Source organism: uncultured Thiothrix sp., from assembly GCF_937876535.1.
GTDB lineage: Bacteria > Pseudomonadota > Gammaproteobacteria > Thiotrichales > Thiotrichaceae > Thiolinea.
In genome coordinates, this window is sequence record NZ_CALFHZ010000023.1 from 68,763 (window position 1) to 86,732 (window position 17,970).

The window sequence follows — 17,970 nt, forward strand, 5'->3', positions numbered from 1 at the left end:
CTTAAAACAACCGATCCTGCTCAACTTGATCAAGAAATTCGCCAAAACGTGTCTGTGCCTCGGCAATTTCGCTGTTATTTTGCTTTTCTAGAACCGATTCGAACCAACGTAGTGCATTTAAAATTTCCTCACGCTCTTGACCTAAGCGACCTTCATATAAGCGTTCAGCACGCGCCAGCAGTGTGATATTAACTTCCTGCTCACGTGGATGAAATTTTAAAGCACTAAGTTTTTCTTTACTGGCAGCAATTTCTTTATCGGTGATTTGGCTGGGCGTATTCAAAATCATTTTGTAATGCTTTTCGCCGGTAGAAACCACTTCCACATCGACCTCTAATACGCCATTAATATCATAGCTTAAGCGCACAGTGACGCTTTCTTCACCTTTGCGCGCTTTGGGTAAGCGTACTTCGAGTTTTCCAAGACTAATATTATTTTTTACTAAGCGATGCTCACCTTGAAAGAACTCCAAAGTCATTGCGGTTTGATAATCGGTTATTGTGTTATAAGCACTGATTCGGCTACAAGGAATGACCGTATTGCGTTCAATAATCGGGCTAAATAAATTCCCTTGCGTGCCTAGATGATCGTTCTCATTGTGAATACCTATACCAAGTGAATAAGGGCATACATCGGTCAAAACTAAATCTTCCAGCGCTGCATCGCGGGCTTTTAGACCTGCTTGAATCGAAGCACCCATTGCTACCACTAAATCGGGGTCAAGATTGGCGGATGGCATGCGTCGAAACATTTTTGCAATCAGCGAGCGGAAATATTGCATACGGGTTGCACCACCGACCAAAATGACCTCATCCAAATCAGAGGGCTTCAATTTCGCATCGCGCAAAGCGGTTTCAATTGGACGTTGTAAACGTTGCCATAGTGGTTCGCTTAGTTTCAGGAAATCTTCTTTATATAAGCTAATCGGTTGTTTCTGCGCTTTAATAAATGGCTCAACATGAATCAAATCAGCTTGATTGAGTTGGCGCTTGGCTAGTTCCATTTGTGCTTGCACTAATTGCAGCTCGTTGGGATTAAGGCTGGTTTTATTGAGATTTAAACTACTGAGAAATTTATTCACCAAAATCTCAGTGAAATCTTCGCCACCTAGGAAGTTATCACCCGCAGAAGCATGTACTTCGAGTACCCCTTCAAAATACTCCATAATCGATACGTCAAAGGTACCACCGCCTAAATCCACCACAATAAATTGGGTATGCTCAGGTTTTTCATGCAAGCCATAAGCAATGGCTGCTGCAGTTGGCTCATTCACTAAGCGTTCTACTTTTAAACCTGCTAACTCACCTGCCAGAATGGTTGCTTTGCGTTGAGTATTATTAAAATAAGCAGGGACACTAATAACCGCTTCAGTGACTGCTTCGCCTAAATAATTTTCAGCATCTTCTTTCAGGCTCTTTAAAACGAAGGCAGATAGCTCAGGGGCAGAGTAGGATTTTTTCGCGAGGGTTAGTTTGCGATCTGTGCCCATGTACCGTTTAAACACCGAGGCAGTCGCATTGGGGTGAGTCAATAAACGCTCTTGTGCAGCCTTGCCGACTAATACAGTACCATCTTGACCAATGTGTACCACAGAGGGTGTCAAGTATTCTTTTAACCGATTGGGAATCAGTTCCACTTGACCATTTTGCCAAATGGCTGCCGCACTATTGGTGGTGCCTAAATCAATTCCTATAATTTTCATCATTTCGCTCTGCTTTGGGCATATAGTCTAATCGTACAACGCCAGAAATTTAGAAACTAGGGAAAGCCGATTGGCTGAAATCTAATACAACTAGATCTAAGTGTTCTAAGCTAGTTGCACTAAACTGAAAACATGCTCTGGTTGATTTTGAGATTAAAGGGTTGCATTGATTTTTAGGTAGTTTAGATTGAATTTTTCATAAAAATAATGATAGGCAAGCTTATGAGTCTATTTGATCCTCCACTAAACACAACGACTAATAAAGCACCCAATCTAGTTGACCGTTTGAGTCAGCAGATACGCTCTTTAGCGAGTGGGAGTCTTTTTATCGTAGTAATCATAGGTATAGGCTTGTGGATGAGCTGGTACACCATCCCTAGTGATTCCGTGGGTATGGTGCAGCGGTTCGGCAAATATATCTCAGAAGTGCCTTCCGGTTTGCATTTCAAAATTCCGTTTGGTGTCGATGTGGTGACGATTCTGCCGGTGAAGCGCCAGCTCAAACAGGAGTTTGGTTTCGGTACAGGCGGTGCGACGAATGCCGATCAATATTCTGATGAACCGCAAAATGAATCAGCAATGGTCACGGGGGATTTGAATGCGGCGTCGGTGGAGTGGGTAGTGCAATATCGTATTACCGAACCGCAGCAGTATTTATTCCAGATTCGTGAGCCAGGTTCAACCTTACGCGATGTGTCGGAGTCAGTAATGCGCGAAGTGGTCGGGGATCGGACTGTGGATGAAGTGATTACGATTGGTCGCCAAGAGATTGAGGTGGAAGCATTACGCCGGATGCAAGCCTTGGCTAAACGTTATGATCTCGGGGTTGGCATTGATCAAGTGCAATTGAAAAATGTCAATCCGCCCGCACCGGTGCGCGAATCCTTCAATGAAGTGAACCAAGCCCAACAGGAAAAAGAACGTTTAATCAATGAAGCGCGGCGCGATTACAACAAAGTAATTCCCCTCGTCGAAGGTCAAAAAGATCAACGCATTCGGGAGGCGGAGGGTTATAAATTAAAGCGTGTCAATGAGGCGGAAGGCGATGTGGCGCGCTTTAATGCGGTGTTCGCGCAATATCAAAAAGCACCTGCTGTAACCAAGCAACGCCTGTATTTGGAGACTATGCAAGCTGTGCTACCCGGTGTGCAGAACAAAATCATTGTGGATAGCGAGATGCAAGGTTTATTACCTTTGCTGAATTTAACGAAAACGCCCGTGAATCGAGTAGAGCCAAGCGCCCCACCGATGCCGAACCAAGGAGCAGCGCAATGAAAAAATGGCTTATTCCGTTAGCCTTGGTCGGTGGCTTTGTCTTATTCAATAGCCTTTATACCGTGGGTGAAGCGCAGCAAGTGATTATTACCCAATTTGGTAAACCGATTGGCGAACCCATTACTAGCGCTGGTTTAAAATTCAAAATTCCATTTATTCAAACCGTGAATCGCATCGATAAGCGCATTCTGGAATGGGATGGCAGTCCGAGCGATATGCCAACCAAAGATAAACTGTATATTTCGGTGGATTTGTTCGCACGCTGGCGCATTACCGACCCCATGGCTTATTTCCTACGTTTACGTGATGAGCGTAGTGCTCAATCCCGCTTGGACGATATTTTGGGTAGTGAAACTCGTAATATGGTGGCGCGTAATGAGCTGATTGAAATTGTCCGTACCACTAAAGATCGCAAGCCATCACAGGATGCGATACTTACTGATAATCAAAACGAATCGGGGATTGGTAATTTGCTACCGATTAAAAATGGGCGCGAATCGGTAGAAATGGCGATTTATAAAGCGGCCGCGGAAAAGGTCAAAGTGTTCGGCATTGAGTTATTGGATATTCGTTTCAAGCGCATTAACTACACTGAAACGGTTCAGCCAAAAATCTTCGAGCGCATGATTAGTGAGCGGCGCCAAATTGCTGAGCGTTTCCGCTCGGAAGGCAATGGCGAAGCAGCACGGATTCGCGGTAATTTAATGCGTGATCAAGACCGTATTCAATCCGAAGCGTATAAACAGGTTGAGCAAACACGCGGGGAAGGCGATGCGAAAGCAGCGGAAATTTACGCGAATGCCTTCAATCAAAGCCCTGACGCATCGAGCTTCTATCAATTTACTCGTACTTTAGACACCTATCGCTCGGTAGTGACTGCGGATTCGACTTTGCTGCTATCAACCAATAGCGATCTGTATAAGTTTTTGAAACACACCGATATAACACCTGCTAAGCCGCAGTAGGCTTGAGTCGCGCTTGGAGTTGCTGCTTTTCAGCAGCAATAGCCGAGAATCAACCTGTGTAAAGCCATCAAAGCGCAGGACGCGCTTATAAACCTGCGGCTATATTCTCGCAACGAATCCCTTCAGTAGAAATAGTTTCAAAACTACCTTTAGCGATATTCGCTTTATACACAAAGCGTACTTGATCTAGCCATTCCGTATCCGCAGTTTTCACGAGAGCAATCAAGCTAGGATCAGGAGTACCTTGGTTTTCACAAGTCGAATAAGTTAGCTCATAGCCCTCAGGTGGTTCAGGGTAAGGCATAGTATCTAGTATCTGCCAGCGTGGTTTATTGGCAGTTGATTGCGGTGATTTTTTGCCTAAATACAATAAACGCTGTTGCCCCTTGATGAGCACACCAAGACTGTAATTACAATCCAACAGACAAGAACCGCCTTCTTCTTGCCAATGATTGGGATAAGGAGGAGTGGTTTGACCAATCAGCTCATTGGCAGTACAGGTGCTAGTTAACAAGAGGAGGCTTAACATGGGAATTGGAGGTTTAATTTGCATTTCAGACCTGTATTTTTTACGAGACTTAATTTAGACCAGTCCCTCAATCAAAGTTTAAAGAAAAGTAATTTTTTATTGTGGCTTAGTTAAATGGATTGCAATCAAAGTCAAAACAATCGCAAGGTAGATCGCAGTCACTCTTAGAGCGTTTAAAGTCAAAACAGTCGCAAGATAAATTACAGTTATCCAAACAAGTATCTCTACAACGTTTATCCTTGCGTTTTTGGGCGTCATTGCATGGGTGCTCAGCAGATTTACAACCTTGCCTTAATACTAAAGAAGCAGCACGGCATTCCGCAAAACGTTGTCTGATAGCTGTCCAGCTATTCAATACACCTTGTTCAGCAATAATGAACTTGACCGCTTGTGAACAGGACTTGCCTTGGTGCAAAGCTGCATGAGCACAGTGGTAGCCTTTGTGTGGTGATATAAAACGTTGGTAGATAGTGATACCGAAAATAACAGTTTGCGAGCTGATGGACATAGATGGTGTTATTAAAGTGATGAGCTTAGCTTTGAGTTTACCTGTTGTTTAGTTAACTTGGCTTAAACAACTGAGCTTACGCTTTACTAGTTTGAGTCAGCGCTTGCTGAATACGTTTAGAGAATAGGTGTACTGTACTTTTCTGGCCTCAGCAGCGTTTAATGGAGTGATACGCTTCAACCTAATAAGCAGATGAAACATGAGTAGACTTGCTACAACCGCTTTTTCCATGCTCGATTTAGTGCCTGTGCATGACCAAGGCACTTTGGCTCAAGCCTTTAATAATGCCGTGGATTTAGCTCAACATTTAGATGCATTAGACTTTACGCGCTATTGGCTGGCAGAACACCACAATATTGATGGGATTGCCAGTGCGGCTACTTCGGTTTTGATTGGGCATATCGCCGGTAAAACGAGCAAAATTCGTGTAGGCTCAGGCGGCATTATGCTGCCTAATCATGCCCCTTTAATCGTGGCGGAAAACTTTGGCACCTTGGAAGCACTGTATCCTAATCGAATTGACTTAGGCATTGGGCGTGCGCCGGGGACGGATCAAGCCACGATGCGCGCCTTGAGACGCGGTTTGGATGGTGCTGAAAACTTTCCCCAACAGTTGCAAGAATTACAACATTATCTAAACCCTAGCTCTCATCAACAAGTAATTGCCAACTCCGGTATGGTCAGCCCTATACCGATCTGGTTACTAGGCTCTAGCTTGTTTAGCGCTCAATTGGCAGGGCAGCTCGGTTTGCGCTATTCGTTTGCCTCCCATTTCGCGCCGCGCTTATTGTTTGAAGCGATTCATACCTATCGCAGTCATTTTAAGCCCAGCACTAGTTTAGCCGAGCCTTATTTCTCCTTAGGTGTGCCGCTGATTGTCGCCCCCACCGATGAGGAAGCACGCTATTTAGCCACCACTAGCCAACAACGCATTCAAGCGCTATTTAATGGTCAAAGTGTGCGCTTAAAACCGCCCGTAGAAAATATGGCGCAGGTCTGGCATTCGCCGCAAGAAAAACAAGCCGTCGATGCATTTTTAGCTGCTGCGATTATTGGTTCACCGCAAACCGTGCGCACTAAACTGGAAGCATTTCTGGAAGCTACCCAAGCCAATGAACTGATTTTTGTCTGCGATATTTATGATAGCGAACTGCGTAAGCGTTCGTTTACGTTGGTGAATGAGTTGAGGAAGGGGGCTTAGCTTTGTATTAATGAATATTATTCCTCAAAGATTGCTTATACTACTTCCTGAAATAAATACTGAAACGGCACTAAACAGGATAATATTGATGAAAAAACCATGAATAGAGGATTTTATATTGGTGGAGAGGTTGCTATTAGCTGGATAGCTTGATGCTTTAGGCTCTTCTAAAGTATCTGTGTTATTAGAAGTGAATCTTGAATTAAGGTTTTTAATATTGTTTTCTATTTCATTTAAAATCCCAGAATTATTTGATTTGTCATAAATATCATTAATTTTTGCCAGAATAGATTTGACATCTGAAAAAAGCTGGACATCAGCTTGTTCTTTTATTTTCTCTAAACTACTACCTAGAGACTCAGCTGATGACTGTGTCTGAAATACAATATTCCTTTCTAGATCAAAATCATTCACTATTGTGCTAATCTTATTATTGATATCCTTATTAGTTTCTAAACTATCTCGTCTTGAAAGAGATAATTTACTGAGTTCTTTTGCACAGTAAAGTAGATAAATTGCAGTTTCAGGTTGTTTGTTAGAAATAGCAATATCGCTTATCTCAATATATCTGTTAACGTTTACTTGTTTGCCGCTATTTAAAAGAACCTCTGCTTCACGGTTAAGGTAATTTTTCAAGGTTTCTATAGAATTTTGTGCAATATTAATTTGGTTGTTTTCTATAGCTAACTCATTTATATCAATATATTTAGTCGCACTAATGCTTTCACCTTTTTTTAGAGCTGCTTCTGTTTCCAAGTTGGTTAATTGAAGCAACTGGTCTATATAAGCTCCGATTTCAGTAATCGTACTTTCAGTTTTTTCTATATTTTTAGAGATTTTTAAGAGGTCATAAAGCGTATTATATAATTCAGAATTATTACTTTCTTCTTGTAAAATTTGTATTTTCTGCTTTAAGGCTTCATACTGCCTTTCTGAAGTTGAATTAGGATTAGATATAATTTCTTCACTAGTGGCAATAATTTGATTATTCTCAGCTTTTGATCGCCTTTCACTTTTCACAAGTAGAAAAAACTGCTTATACCTTGAATCGAGCGCAATTGCATGCCGGAAGTACATTCTTGCTTTATCATATTGATTTTCTTGATTAACCTTTACACCCCAATAAGCACAATATTGAGCTATTTTTACTATATCCCGCTCTATTGCTTCTCTCTTGAGTTTTATGTCTCTATTCTTTTCATAGTTTTTGCAATCATCTTCATCTACTGATCCTATATGCTCCAAAAGCTTATTATAATTTATATTTTCTAAATCTATTAGGTTTTTATCAAAGCTAAAATATGTATTGCCTTTTATTTCTGAAAGATTAATATTTTCTTGATTTCTAATACATTCATTAATTAAATCAATATTGTTATATAAATCAATAGTATGTATGCTATTGATTGAATGCGCTCTTATGACTATGGCAGTTATATACAAAATGCTATTATCAAAATAAAAAATTCCAGACCCAGATAACCCTCTCAAACTTGTAGGTAAGCTACTTTCTCCTTTCTGATTAACGACTCCATGTATATTTTTTGCATTGAATGAGATTGTTTTCTGCTCGAATGGCTCTTGATCGCCTAAATTTATCTTTTTGAGTGATTTTGAGGGGTTTATTACCTTAAAATACTCTCCAAAATTATCCCCCTCAATAGTGGATATTTTTGGATAGCCAAAAGTATAAAAATCATACCCTCTATCAAAAGCAGTAATATATTCTGAAATCTTGAGACTAGGTACGTCTAATATTTTATTACTTTCCAGATCTAGAGAAAAAAAGCAGAAATCATCATGTGTTTTTATATGATAAACTATTCCGGTTACAATTAAATTTCTAATTATGGGGTGTTTTAATGTTAAAGATAATTTATCTGAGTTAATATTTATTTGATAGTTTTCATTGTAAGTATTTTTTTGCTGAAAGCCCTCACCAAAAAGTACGTGCTTAGCTGTAAAAAGATAAGCAACTTTATCTTCATCATTTTGCCTTAAAATAAAACCTGTTCCTCTTTGTTCCTCATATGCAATATGTACTGTAATTTTTCTAATTTGTTCTAAAATTAAGCTTTCTTTTTCCTTTTCTGCAAAGTCCATACTAATCACCATAAGATATAGTTTGTTGATGAATAAGCTCTGTGTTATAGCATTTTATGCAAAGATCTTGCTGTATTTTAGCAATAGGTTCTTCGTAATTAAAAATAAGACGATTTAAATTAACATTGTTAAAATAATGCCTTCTATTTAAAATTCGCTCTAATGTTTGCTTATGTGGTAGAAAATACTCAGAGTTAGTTAAAAATACAAAGCTATTAGACTTAATTAAATCTAATAGTTTTTTACTTATATTGTATTTTGATCCGTGATGAGATACCTTCACAAAATCTACCTCTATAGGTGAGATTGAACTATAACCTAAGTTTTGTAGGGATTTTCTAATAATACCCGTGTGAGCATCAGCTAGAAAAAGAAACTTATAATTTTTATAATGTAAGATGAAAGCTAGACTTGAACCGTTAGGCACTGAAGTGCAAAGGCTCTCTTTCATGTTTCCAAGAGCCTTTAATGAGTGCCTATAGTCTGTTTGATTGATATGGTCATTAATATTACCTTGGAATAAAGAAGGATTCCATTTTTTGTATAGAGTATTTAGTTTTTTTAGATTAGGAGATAATAATTCTATTTTGATAAATTCACCTAACGATATTAGTGGGGGTGTATTTTCTATAGAAATATAGTCCTTAAGTATAATTCTCTTTTCATTCGCAAGTTTTTTTAATAAATCTCCACCCTTATAACTAATATAGCTATTTTCATTGAAAGACTCAAAAACTACTTCTTGCCCATTTGGGTAGTTCATCCATATTTGAGACTTACTATGAAGCATGGTTAAAAATATCGGATCATTAAGAAGGATTTTTATTCCTCCTATATGATCATCATCTATATGTGTCAGAATAACTAGATCTATTTTTTGATCTTTTAAAGCTTCTTCTAGTTTTTCTCTTATATTAAAAGCCTCTTCAGCATCACCACTATCTATAAGCATAGTAAAATCATCTGATTGAACTAAGATACAATCGCCACTTCCTGCAGGTAAAAAGCTAAATTTGATAGACATTAATTAACTACTCATAAGCTATGAGGCATTGAGAATAATGAATATATTTTATAACAATTGATTGCTTTTTGTGCAAGCGTTGATTGGTTTTATATGCAAATATAAAATCAAAAGCTTATAGAATAGATGCTAATAAAAATAAAAGATGGTCTGAGCTTAGCTCTATACAAGTACAACTGAGTGAATACTAATTATTCAAGTTATCTAAAAACTCTCAATCTAATATCCGGTGCAAACTGGCTTTGCTCAATCGCACCCACATGCGTAAACATTTCCAGTCGATTATTTTCATAAACCACCCAAACTTCTTGTGCCCCCTTCGCTAAATAAAGCTCAACCTTTTCACTAATTTCTTGCTTAGAATTAGAAGGTGAAACAATCTCAACGCAGAGTTCGGGCGCTTTGGGATAGGGAGTGGCATAACCAAATTCAGCAATAAAAGCCGCCGATGCCCAAGCAACATCAGCAACTTTTACACCATCTGAGGTTTGAATGGAGCATTCAGTAATGACTTCACCTTCAGGCTGGTGTTGGGACAAAGCACCTGCAATCCGCCCCTGATAGCGCCCATGACTATTGGACGCTGGACTCATCAGGAGCTTGCCAAATTTATTTAGCTCAATTTTGAAAGGGAGATTTTGTAAAACAGGGTTATTAATAACTTCTGCCCATTCCATACTGACACCTTACTGTTAATGGCTTTAGGCATAGTATAGCAGCTAACCCACCTCATACCCCAACACCGGAGCCAGCCACTTTTCCGCCTCAACCACACTCATTCCCTTCCGCGCTGCAAAATCCTCCACCTGATCGCGTGCCACGCGCCCAATACCGAAATAGCGCGAGTCAGGGTGACTGAAATACCAGCCTGATACGGAGGCAGCAGGGTACATGGCATAGGATTCGGTGATAATCATGCCCGTATGTTTTTCCACCTCCAACAATTGCCACAGTGTGCCTTTTTCGGTGTGATCAGGGCAGGCGGGATAACCAGGGGCAGGGCGGATGCCTTGGTATTTTTCCGCGATTAAATCATTGTTTTCCAAGACTTCATGGCTCGCATACGCCCAAAACTCTTTGCGCACCCGTTCATGAATCCGTTCTGCCAAAGCTTCGGCTAAACGATCACACAAGGCTTCTAACATAATCGCGCTGTAGTCATCATTGGCGGCACGGAAGGCTTGCAAGTGTGATTCAATACCAAAACCTGCGCTGACCGCAAATGCGCCCAACCAGTCAGCTGGCGCTGGCGCATTTGCTTCTCCCCTGATAAGGGGAGAATGAGAGGGGTTTTTAGGAGCGATGAAATCGCTTAAACAATAATTCGGTTGCTGTCCATTCCTATCCATCTGCATGCGCAAATGATGCAAGGTGGTTTGCACCTGTGTGCGTGCCGCATCTTGATACAATTCAATATCATCCCCCACGCTATTAGCAGGGAAGAAACCGACAATAGCCTTGGCTTTAATCCAGCGTTCGCTTACCAGTTTCTGCAATAGGGTTTCTGCATCAGCGAATAATTTTTTCGCCTCAGTCCCGACCACTTCATCACTCAAAATATCAGGGAAATGACCTGCCAATTCCCAGCTACGGAAGAACGGAGTCCAGTCAATGCGCTCGACTAATTCAGCCAGCGGATAATCCGCAAAATTGAGAATCAAGCCTGCGCCACTGTGAATCAGCTCGGCATTCTCAGGAATAATTTGCGCGGTTTTTTGCGCATTACGCTCGGCTTGCAGCTTGTGTGCCGTACAGCAATATTGTTTATTCCCCTCTCCTTTTATGGGAGAGGGGTTAGGGGTGAGGGTAGCGGCTTCAATTAACTTTGGTTTCGGTGGTGTATAGTTTGCCCAATCCGCCTTAAAGCTATTCGCGCGCGCATCGGCAATCGAAATCAATTTGCGCTCGGTTTGATTTGCTGCACGTTTAATGCGCACTTGCTGATATTCCTCACGAATACTTTGCACATAGGCTGGCTTTTGTTCTTTGGATAATAAAGCACTTGCCACGCCCACCGCGCGCGACGCATCCGGCACATAAACTACTACATCATTTTGATACTGCGGTTCGATCTTGACAGCAGTATGAATTTTGGACGTGGTTGCACCACCAATTAGCAGTGGAATATGGAAATCCTGACGCTGCATTTCTTTAGCGACGTGTACCATTTCATCCAAGGAGGGCGTTATCAAACCTGATAAACCAATAATGTCCACGTTCTGTTCGCGTGCGACTTGCAGGATTTTTTCAGCCGAAACCATCACGCCTAAGTCGATGACTTCATAGTTATTACATTGCAGCACCACGCCGACAATATTCTTACCAATGTCATGCACATCGCCTTTCACGGTTGCCATCAGGATTTTGCCATTGGCTTGTACGTCTGCCCCTTCTTTTTCGGCAGCCATGAACGGATCGAGATAAGCCACGGCTTTTTTCATCACGCGCGCGGATTTGACCACTTGTGGCAGGAACATTTTGCCCGCGCCGAACAAGTCGCCAACCACATTCATGCCGTCCATGAGTGGACCTTCGATTACTAACAGCGGGCGACCTAATTTGACGCGCGCTTCTTCGGTGTCTTGATCCACATAAGCGTCAATACCTTTTACCAAAGCATGTTCCAGACGTTTTTCCACCGCCCACGAACGCCATTCCAAATCTTCTTTTTTCTCTTCCGCCTTGCCATCGCCTTTGTATCTGGGGGCGATGTCTAATAAGCGTTCGGTCGCACCCGCATCGCGATTGAGGATCACATCTTCGACCGCATCGCGTAATTCTTTGGGGATGTCGTCATACACTTCCATTTGTGAAGCATTAACAATCCCCATGTCCATACCCGCTTGAATGGCGTGATACAGGAATACGCTGTGAATCGCTTCCCGCACCGGATTATTGCCACGGAAGGAGAAGGATACGTTGGAGACTCCACCGGAAACATGTGCGTGGGGTAGGTTTTGGCGAATCCAGCGCGTGGCTTCAATGAAATCCACCGCATAATTATTGTGCTCATCAATGCCTGTTGCCACCGCGAAGATATTCGGGTCGAAGATAATGTCTTCGGGTGGGAAACCGACTTGTTCGGTAAGAATCTTATACGCGCGGCTACAAATTTCGATTTTACGCGCTTTAGTATCTGCCTGACCTTGTTCATCAAAGGCCATCACAATCACGGCTGCACCGTAGCGACGTACTAATTTGGCTTGTTGAATGAACTTGTCTTCGCCTTCTTTCATCGAGATCGAGTTGACAATGCCTTTGCCTTGAATGCACTTCAAGCCTGCTTCGATCACCTCCCATTTGGACGAATCGACCATCACCGGTACGCGTGCAATATCCGGTTCAGAGGCTATCAAATTCAGGAAGCGGTGCATTTCTTTTTCCGCATCCAGCAAGCCTTCGTCCATATTCACGTCGATGACTTGTGCGCCGCCTTCGACCTGTTCGAGTGCCACGGCTAAGGCTTCAGTATATTGACCATCTTTGATTAAACGCTTGAATTTGGCTGAACCAGTGACATTGGTACGCTCGCCCACATTCACGAATAGGCTATCTTTGCCCACATTGAAGGGTTCTAAGCCAGACAGACGTAATTCGGCATTGAGTGTAGGCAATGGGCGAGGTGCAATACCCTTGACTGCTTCAGCAATGGCTTTAATGTGCGCAGGCGAAGAACCACAGCAACCGCCCACAATATTGACAAAACCCTGTTCTGCCCATTCCTTAATTAAGGCAGCCATTTCCGCAGGCGTCATATCATACGCGCCCATCTCATTCGGCAAACCTGCATTCGGATGTGCTGAGACGAAAGTCGCAGAAACACGCGCCATTTCTTCCACATATTGACGTAATTTGTCAGGCCCAAGCGCACAGTTCAAACCAAAGCTCAAGGCATCGGCATGCGCTAAAGAGTTATAAAACGCTTCGGTAGTTTGCCCTGTTAAGGTACGCCCTGATTCATCAGTAATCGTGCCGGAAATCATAATCGGCAGCGTGATACCATCTTCGTCAAATACTTGCTTGACCGCAAACACAGCGGCTTTAGCATTGAGCGTGTCGAAGATGGTTTCAATCAGAAGAATATCCGCGCCACCAGCAATTAAACCGCGTGTTGATTCTTTATAGTTATCGACCAATTCATCAAAAGTAATATTACGGAAGCCCGGATCATTCACATCCGGTGAAATCGAGCAAGTACGCGAAGTAGGGCCTAGAACGCCAGCCACATAACGCGGTTTATCCGCTGTGCTGTATTCTTGCGCAACTGATTTAGCTAACTTGGCCGCTTCGACATTGATCTCATACGCATAGTCCTGCATATCATAATCGTGCATGGACACACGTGTGGCATTGAAGGTACAGGTTTCTAAAATATCCGCACCCGCAGCGAGATATTGTCCATGAATCTCGCGAATCACACTCGGATTCGTCAGCACCAATAAATCATTATTGCCTTTGACTTCCTTATGCCAATCCTTAAAACGCTCACCCCGATAATCTGATTCTTGTAAGTAATAAGTTTGAATCATCGTCCCCATTGCACCATCCAGAATCAGAATGCGTTGGGTTAGGGCGGTTTGCAGTGAAGTAGGCATGAGCAGCGTCCAGAATACAAAACTAGTTATTGTTGCTGCACTGCAAGATTAAAGCAATTTCAAGTTTTTCAATTGAAAATTGAATATAATTCAATAAAGTTAAATGGATTCTTACCAAATTAACGACTAAAGTTAAGTAAGAAATATTATTTGGAGTAAGGAATAATGTTAGCAACCCTCACTGCAAAAGGTCAGGTCACTATCCCTAAACAAGCACGCGATGCTTTGCAACTCAATGTGGGTGATAGGATTGAGTTTGTATTTGGCGATGATGGCCGCTTGTTTTTATTGCCTGTGACTCGTTCGGTAAAAAGTTTAAAAGGTATGCTGCCTAAACCTAAAAAAGCAGTTAGTTTGGAGGAAATGGATCAAGCTATTGCGACAGGAGCGGCTCGTGATCGGACTTGATACCAATGTATTGGTACGCTATCTCATTCAAGATGATGAGCTGCAAAGCGCCAAAGTAAATAAGTTGATAGAGAGCCTTTCTACTGATAAGCCAGCTTATATTAGTCAAATTGTTTTAGTGGAAGTGGTTTGGGTTTTGACCCGAGCTTATAAGTATTCACGCGAGCAAATTACTGGGGTTATCAATGCTTTATTAAGTTGTCGCGAGTTTATGATTCAATATCCAGAATTAGCCATTTTAGCGCTGCAAGATTATCAACAAGGCAATGCGGATTATTCGGATTATTTATTAGCGCGTGTACACCATCAAGCGGGAGCAAATTATACAGCAACTTTAGATCAGAAAGCAGGTAAGGGGAGTTTGTTTAGGTTGTTGTAGGGGGTAGGGTGAGTAAAACACACTAAAAGCGCTGCAAGTGAGGCTACTGTAATAAGCAATAATCGCGACCATTATTCCTATTAAAACACCTTGCTTAAGAGATTGAAATAAATTCATGTGCGCTGCGTCCACCCTGTTACTAAGTCATTATCCAGCGTAATACGTAAAAGGTACTGATCAGTTCTCACATGATCATACTTCCATACCTCGCGCCTTTTATTCCTCTGAACCTCCTTATCAACAGCAACAGGAGTACCTAATGAATCTAATAATTGGTCAGCCGTTTGTTGCTTCCAAAACTGGCCATCCATGATCATGTCCACTAACTCGGTGTTATTTCGGTATTTTTGCATTAGATAGGCGCGACGTTCGTTATAGCGTTTCTTTTTTAGCAAGGCTGTAATGACTTTAAAGGCAATGAAAAGAGCTAAAAATCCACCAGCAATCATAAGCGCAAGGTTGATGTTGTGTACAAACCACTGCCATGCAGCAATTAAAGCACCAATGATGATAAGCCCCAACGAGTCGTCTTTTTTCTTTCGTGCCACTTGGATAAACCCTAGCTATTCATTTAGGAATCATTAAAAAATAAATAATTGCTGAAAATACCATCTAGGATTGATGGTGATCAATACTTAAGGGTGTTTTTAATAGGGTTTCTTAACGATTTTCTATAATTAACCCAAGTTGTACGAGCTAAAGCGAATCCCAAGAGGAATATTTAAGGTGTAGTTAACCAAAGCAAACACTTTAAATGAGGATATTTATGAACACGACTATCATAACGCACTATTGCGTATGTGACGATCTGTTAAATCACCTCGGTCCTCGCGATAGAGCATGCTCATATCTACTCACACCTCTATAGGAAGATGCTTTGAGATTAAGCTTATATCCTTTATGTTAGCGCTTAGTTTCAAATTATTGCTCAGTCGAATCACGCAACTTGGATTATGATTGGTAAAAATAAAAAGATTAAGAGTACCAAGCAGATCAATACTCAAGCCAGAGAGGAAATTAGTAAAAAGCTAAAAGGTATTCTGAAAAGGGCTTAGTAGTTTCACGCCTGTCTTTTGAAAATCGCTTATATTGCGAGTGACTAAGATTAAATCATAAATAAGAGCAGTTGCAGAAATCAGTTTATCTAGCTCATTTTCTGGATAAGGAACTCTAAGCTTTCCCCAGATTTGAGCTGTATCAGAATCAATCGTAAGAATATTGTCTTGGTAATCTTGCAAAATACTTTGAAGCCAATGTTCTAATTGTTCGGCTTGGGTAAGGTCATGGCGGTGGCTTACACGTTCAATACCGCGTCTTAGCTCGCCAATAGTAATAACAGATCAGCACTGCTTCCATGACATGCTGCAGGTTGTTTTAGAGCATCAATGAGTTCGGGTTCGAGAGTGCGAGCGATGAGATTAGCCATGTTTGGCTCCTAAAATGATAGCAGTGCTATCCTTCCAGGAGGGTTGATTGTGCTTCACAAGCTTAGAGGTTAAACAAACAAAGCTGCCGCCAAGCCGCCAAACGACACAATAATCGCTGCCATATACCACTTAAAAATACTTTGATAATAAAGCCCTGCATTGGCAGTGTCGTAGCGGTTGGTGAGTAGTTTAAATAGCACGAAAATCATTAAACCAATGCCGATTAATAAAGTACCGGCGACTAAGCCATCCGCTAGGCTTTGAATTGCGGGGTGCTCATCATCCGAAATTGCCCACTGTGCTAAAAAATTCATTAAGAAACCCAGCATAATGCCAATCGAGGTAACCATCGGTTGGCGAAAATCGCGGATGTCGTGGTTCATTGAAGTATCTTTGGTATTGTTGTCAGCCATAATCATTTTTTCAAAGTATTGCTAATAAAGATTTAGCCGCACGTGTGCCGCTTAAATAAGCACCGTGTACGGTACCCGGATAGTTGCTATGAGTTGCTTCACCTGCCCAGAATAAACGACCATTGGTGGTTTTTGCTAAAGCTGCACGGTCATTGTTAGTACTGCCCACCGCATTGAATGAGTAAGAGCCATAAGCAAAAGGATCTTGTGCCCAACGGGTAATTTGTGTACTCACAGGTTGCGGAATATGGTTTCCAAACATGGCTTTGAGTGCTTGCGTCGCATCAGCAATTAGCGCTTGATCATTCCAAGCTTCTAATTCACGTGCGCGATCTGCTGCATTAAATCCTAACAAAACAGGAGCACCGATTTTGGCCAAACTGACCCATTCCGCCCAGTGTCCAGCATCAGGTGACAGGTACTCCAACCAATCAATATCTTTTGGCCAGAACACTTTATCGAATCTTAAATAGGCTTTGTTTAGTAAACCCATGCCCAAACGCTGAATAGCAGCTTGTTTATTAGCGGGCAAAGGCGGATTAAATTGAATAGTTTTGCGTTTTAAAACACCCAAAGGCACCGTGATAATCACATAGTCAGCTTGGTATGTTTGATCTTGAGCTTTAACGGTGACACCTGTATTGGTGTAAGTTATTTTAGAGACAATTTGCCCTAAACGTAGATCTAAACCTTGTGCCAGATAATTAGGGATTTGTGCATAGCCTTGAGGGAAAAGAACATCAGCTCCATCGAATTCCTCATTGTCATCCAGCGTTTGTGCAGATAATTCATGGCTTGCACCGGAGTATTCTTGTTCATAAGTACTATTCAGGTAAAAATTTAATTGTGCTTGATAAGCAGCACTCAGCGGCTTGTTGACCACACGATCAACAGCGGCTTGTAAGGAAATATCAGTATCCAAATTAGCGGCTTGCTTGAGTGCTTTATGGACTAATTTTTCAAGTGTAGCTTCATTGGTGCCCTGTACCCCTAACTGCTTAAGACGAGCATCAATGTATAACTCAGCACTATCATAACTGGTAGCAATACGCTTGGCTTGAGCTGCGTTTGCGAGTTCAGTGATGGGGTTTTGTTTTTGACCATGAATCCATGAAGCACCTAAATCCATCGGTAACTCAGGCCAGACCTGACTAGTATGAATCCGCCCACCCAAGCGTTGACGCCCCTCAATAAGGGTCACTTTCAAGCCTTGCTTACTTAAACTACGAGCAGCAGCCAGGCCAGCTATCCCTGCCCCAATGACTAGGATAGTCGGTGGATTAGTAGCGGAGAGTGGGGTATGCATGATTAAAGATGAAGCGGCTAAACCTGTAAGAAAACGGCGGCGTGAAAGACTCATAGCAAAGCCTGTGGTAGTAGTAAGTAGAGGAAATTCTAAACGTAGAATAACAGAGAGGCCAGTTGATACTGGCCTCTTATT

16 protein-coding genes are annotated in these 17,970 nt (G+C 41.8%); 5 read left to right on the forward strand and 11 right to left on the reverse strand.

Features of this window, described 5'->3' with window-relative positions; all coding sequences use genetic code 11:
* Position 1: 1 nt before the first annotated feature.
* Positions 2-1,705 carry a molecular chaperone HscC gene (locus tag Q0230_RS18095; protein WP_298612636.1) on the reverse strand — a complete coding sequence of 568 codons (1,704 nt, stop codon included), beginning with the start codon at positions 1,703-1,705 and terminating at the stop codon, positions 2-4.
* A gap of 219 nt (positions 1,706-1,924) precedes the next feature.
* Here Q0230_RS18095 and hflK point away from each other — a divergent pair, with 219 nt between their 5' ends.
* The gene (gene hflK, locus Q0230_RS18100; RefSeq protein ID WP_298612638.1) at positions 1,925-2,977 is read left to right on the forward strand and encodes an FtsH protease activity modulator HflK; all 1,053 of its coding nucleotides are present in this window, start codon (positions 1,925-1,927) and stop codon (positions 2,975-2,977) included.
* Positions 2,974-3,942 (forward strand): protease modulator HflC, encoded by a 969-nt coding sequence (gene hflC / locus Q0230_RS18105; RefSeq protein ID WP_298612639.1) that lies wholly within the window; start codon positions 2,974-2,976, stop codon positions 3,940-3,942. The genes hflK and hflC overlap by 4 nt, the downstream gene beginning before the upstream one ends.
* A gap of 85 nt (positions 3,943-4,027) precedes the next feature.
* Here the strand turns inward: hflC and Q0230_RS18110 are convergent, their stop codons facing one another.
* Complete coding sequence (locus Q0230_RS18110; RefSeq protein WP_298612641.1) at positions 4,028-4,495, reverse strand: hypothetical protein; 468 nt, start codon at positions 4,493-4,495, stop codon at positions 4,028-4,030.
* An 82-nt stretch (positions 4,496-4,577) separates the two neighbouring features.
* A complete protein-coding gene (gene yidD, locus Q0230_RS19705; RefSeq protein WP_367274150.1) occupies positions 4,578-4,979 on the reverse strand; it encodes a membrane protein insertion efficiency factor YidD in 402 nt (133 codons plus the stop codon).
* A 199-nt stretch (positions 4,980-5,178) separates the two neighbouring features.
* On the opposite strand from yidD, the gene Q0230_RS18115 reads away from it, so the two are divergent.
* Entirely contained in the window at positions 5,179-6,180 is a 1,002-nt protein-coding gene (locus Q0230_RS18115; RefSeq protein ID WP_298612643.1) for an LLM class flavin-dependent oxidoreductase, read from the forward strand.
* Positions 6,181-6,204: 24 nt separating this feature from the next.
* Here Q0230_RS18115 and Q0230_RS18120 read toward each other — a convergent pair whose 3' ends face one another.
* The 4 genes from Q0230_RS18120 to metH all read right to left on the reverse strand — a co-directional run bounded on the left by Q0230_RS18120 (position 6,205) and on the right by metH (position 13,902).
* The gene (locus Q0230_RS18120) at positions 6,205-8,283 is read right to left on the reverse strand and encodes a hypothetical protein (protein ID WP_298612645.1); all 2,079 of its coding nucleotides are present in this window, start codon (positions 8,281-8,283) and stop codon (positions 6,205-6,207) included.
* 1 nt (position 8,284) lies between these two features.
* On the reverse strand, positions 8,285-9,307 hold the full coding sequence (locus tag Q0230_RS18125) for an MBL fold metallo-hydrolase (protein ID WP_298612647.1): 1,023 nt from the start codon (positions 9,305-9,307) through the stop codon (positions 8,285-8,287).
* Between the two features lie 200 nt (positions 9,308-9,507).
* Complete coding sequence (locus tag Q0230_RS18130) at positions 9,508-9,984, reverse strand: Uma2 family endonuclease (protein WP_298612650.1); 477 nt, start codon at positions 9,982-9,984, stop codon at positions 9,508-9,510.
* Between the two features lie 42 nt (positions 9,985-10,026).
* Complete coding sequence (gene metH / locus Q0230_RS18135; RefSeq protein ID WP_298612654.1) at positions 10,027-13,902, reverse strand: methionine synthase; 3,876 nt, start codon at positions 13,900-13,902, stop codon at positions 10,027-10,029.
* Between the two features lie 165 nt (positions 13,903-14,067).
* Between metH and Q0230_RS18140 the strand changes: the two genes are divergently transcribed.
* Complete coding sequence (locus Q0230_RS18140) at positions 14,068-14,310, forward strand: AbrB/MazE/SpoVT family DNA-binding domain-containing protein (RefSeq protein WP_298612658.1); 243 nt, start codon at positions 14,068-14,070, stop codon at positions 14,308-14,310.
* A complete protein-coding gene (locus Q0230_RS18145) occupies positions 14,297-14,689 on the forward strand; it encodes a PIN domain-containing protein (RefSeq protein WP_298612661.1) in 393 nt (130 codons plus the stop codon). The genes Q0230_RS18140 and Q0230_RS18145 overlap by 14 nt, the downstream gene beginning before the upstream one ends.
* Before the next feature lie 113 nt (positions 14,690-14,802).
* Here the strand turns inward: Q0230_RS18145 and Q0230_RS18150 are convergent, their stop codons facing one another.
* The 4 genes from Q0230_RS18150 to Q0230_RS18165 form a co-directional block, all read right to left on the reverse strand.
* Positions 14,803-15,237, reverse strand: coding sequence for a hypothetical protein (locus Q0230_RS18150; RefSeq protein ID WP_298612664.1), 435 nt, complete (start codon positions 15,235-15,237; stop codon positions 14,803-14,805).
* Positions 15,238-15,717: 480 nt separating this feature from the next.
* On the reverse strand, positions 15,718-16,023 hold the full coding sequence (locus tag Q0230_RS18155) for a type II toxin-antitoxin system VapC family toxin (RefSeq protein ID WP_367274151.1): 306 nt from the start codon (positions 16,021-16,023) through the stop codon (positions 15,718-15,720).
* Between the two features lie 161 nt (positions 16,024-16,184).
* A complete protein-coding gene (locus Q0230_RS18160; RefSeq protein WP_298612667.1) occupies positions 16,185-16,499 on the reverse strand; it encodes a hypothetical protein in 315 nt (104 codons plus the stop codon).
* 40 nt (positions 16,500-16,539) lie between these two features.
* Positions 16,540-17,889: an FAD-dependent oxidoreductase gene (locus Q0230_RS18165; RefSeq protein ID WP_298612670.1), complete on the reverse strand. Its 1,350-nt coding sequence runs from the start codon at positions 17,887-17,889 to the stop codon at positions 16,540-16,542.
* Between the last annotated feature and the right edge of the window lie 81 nt (positions 17,890-17,970).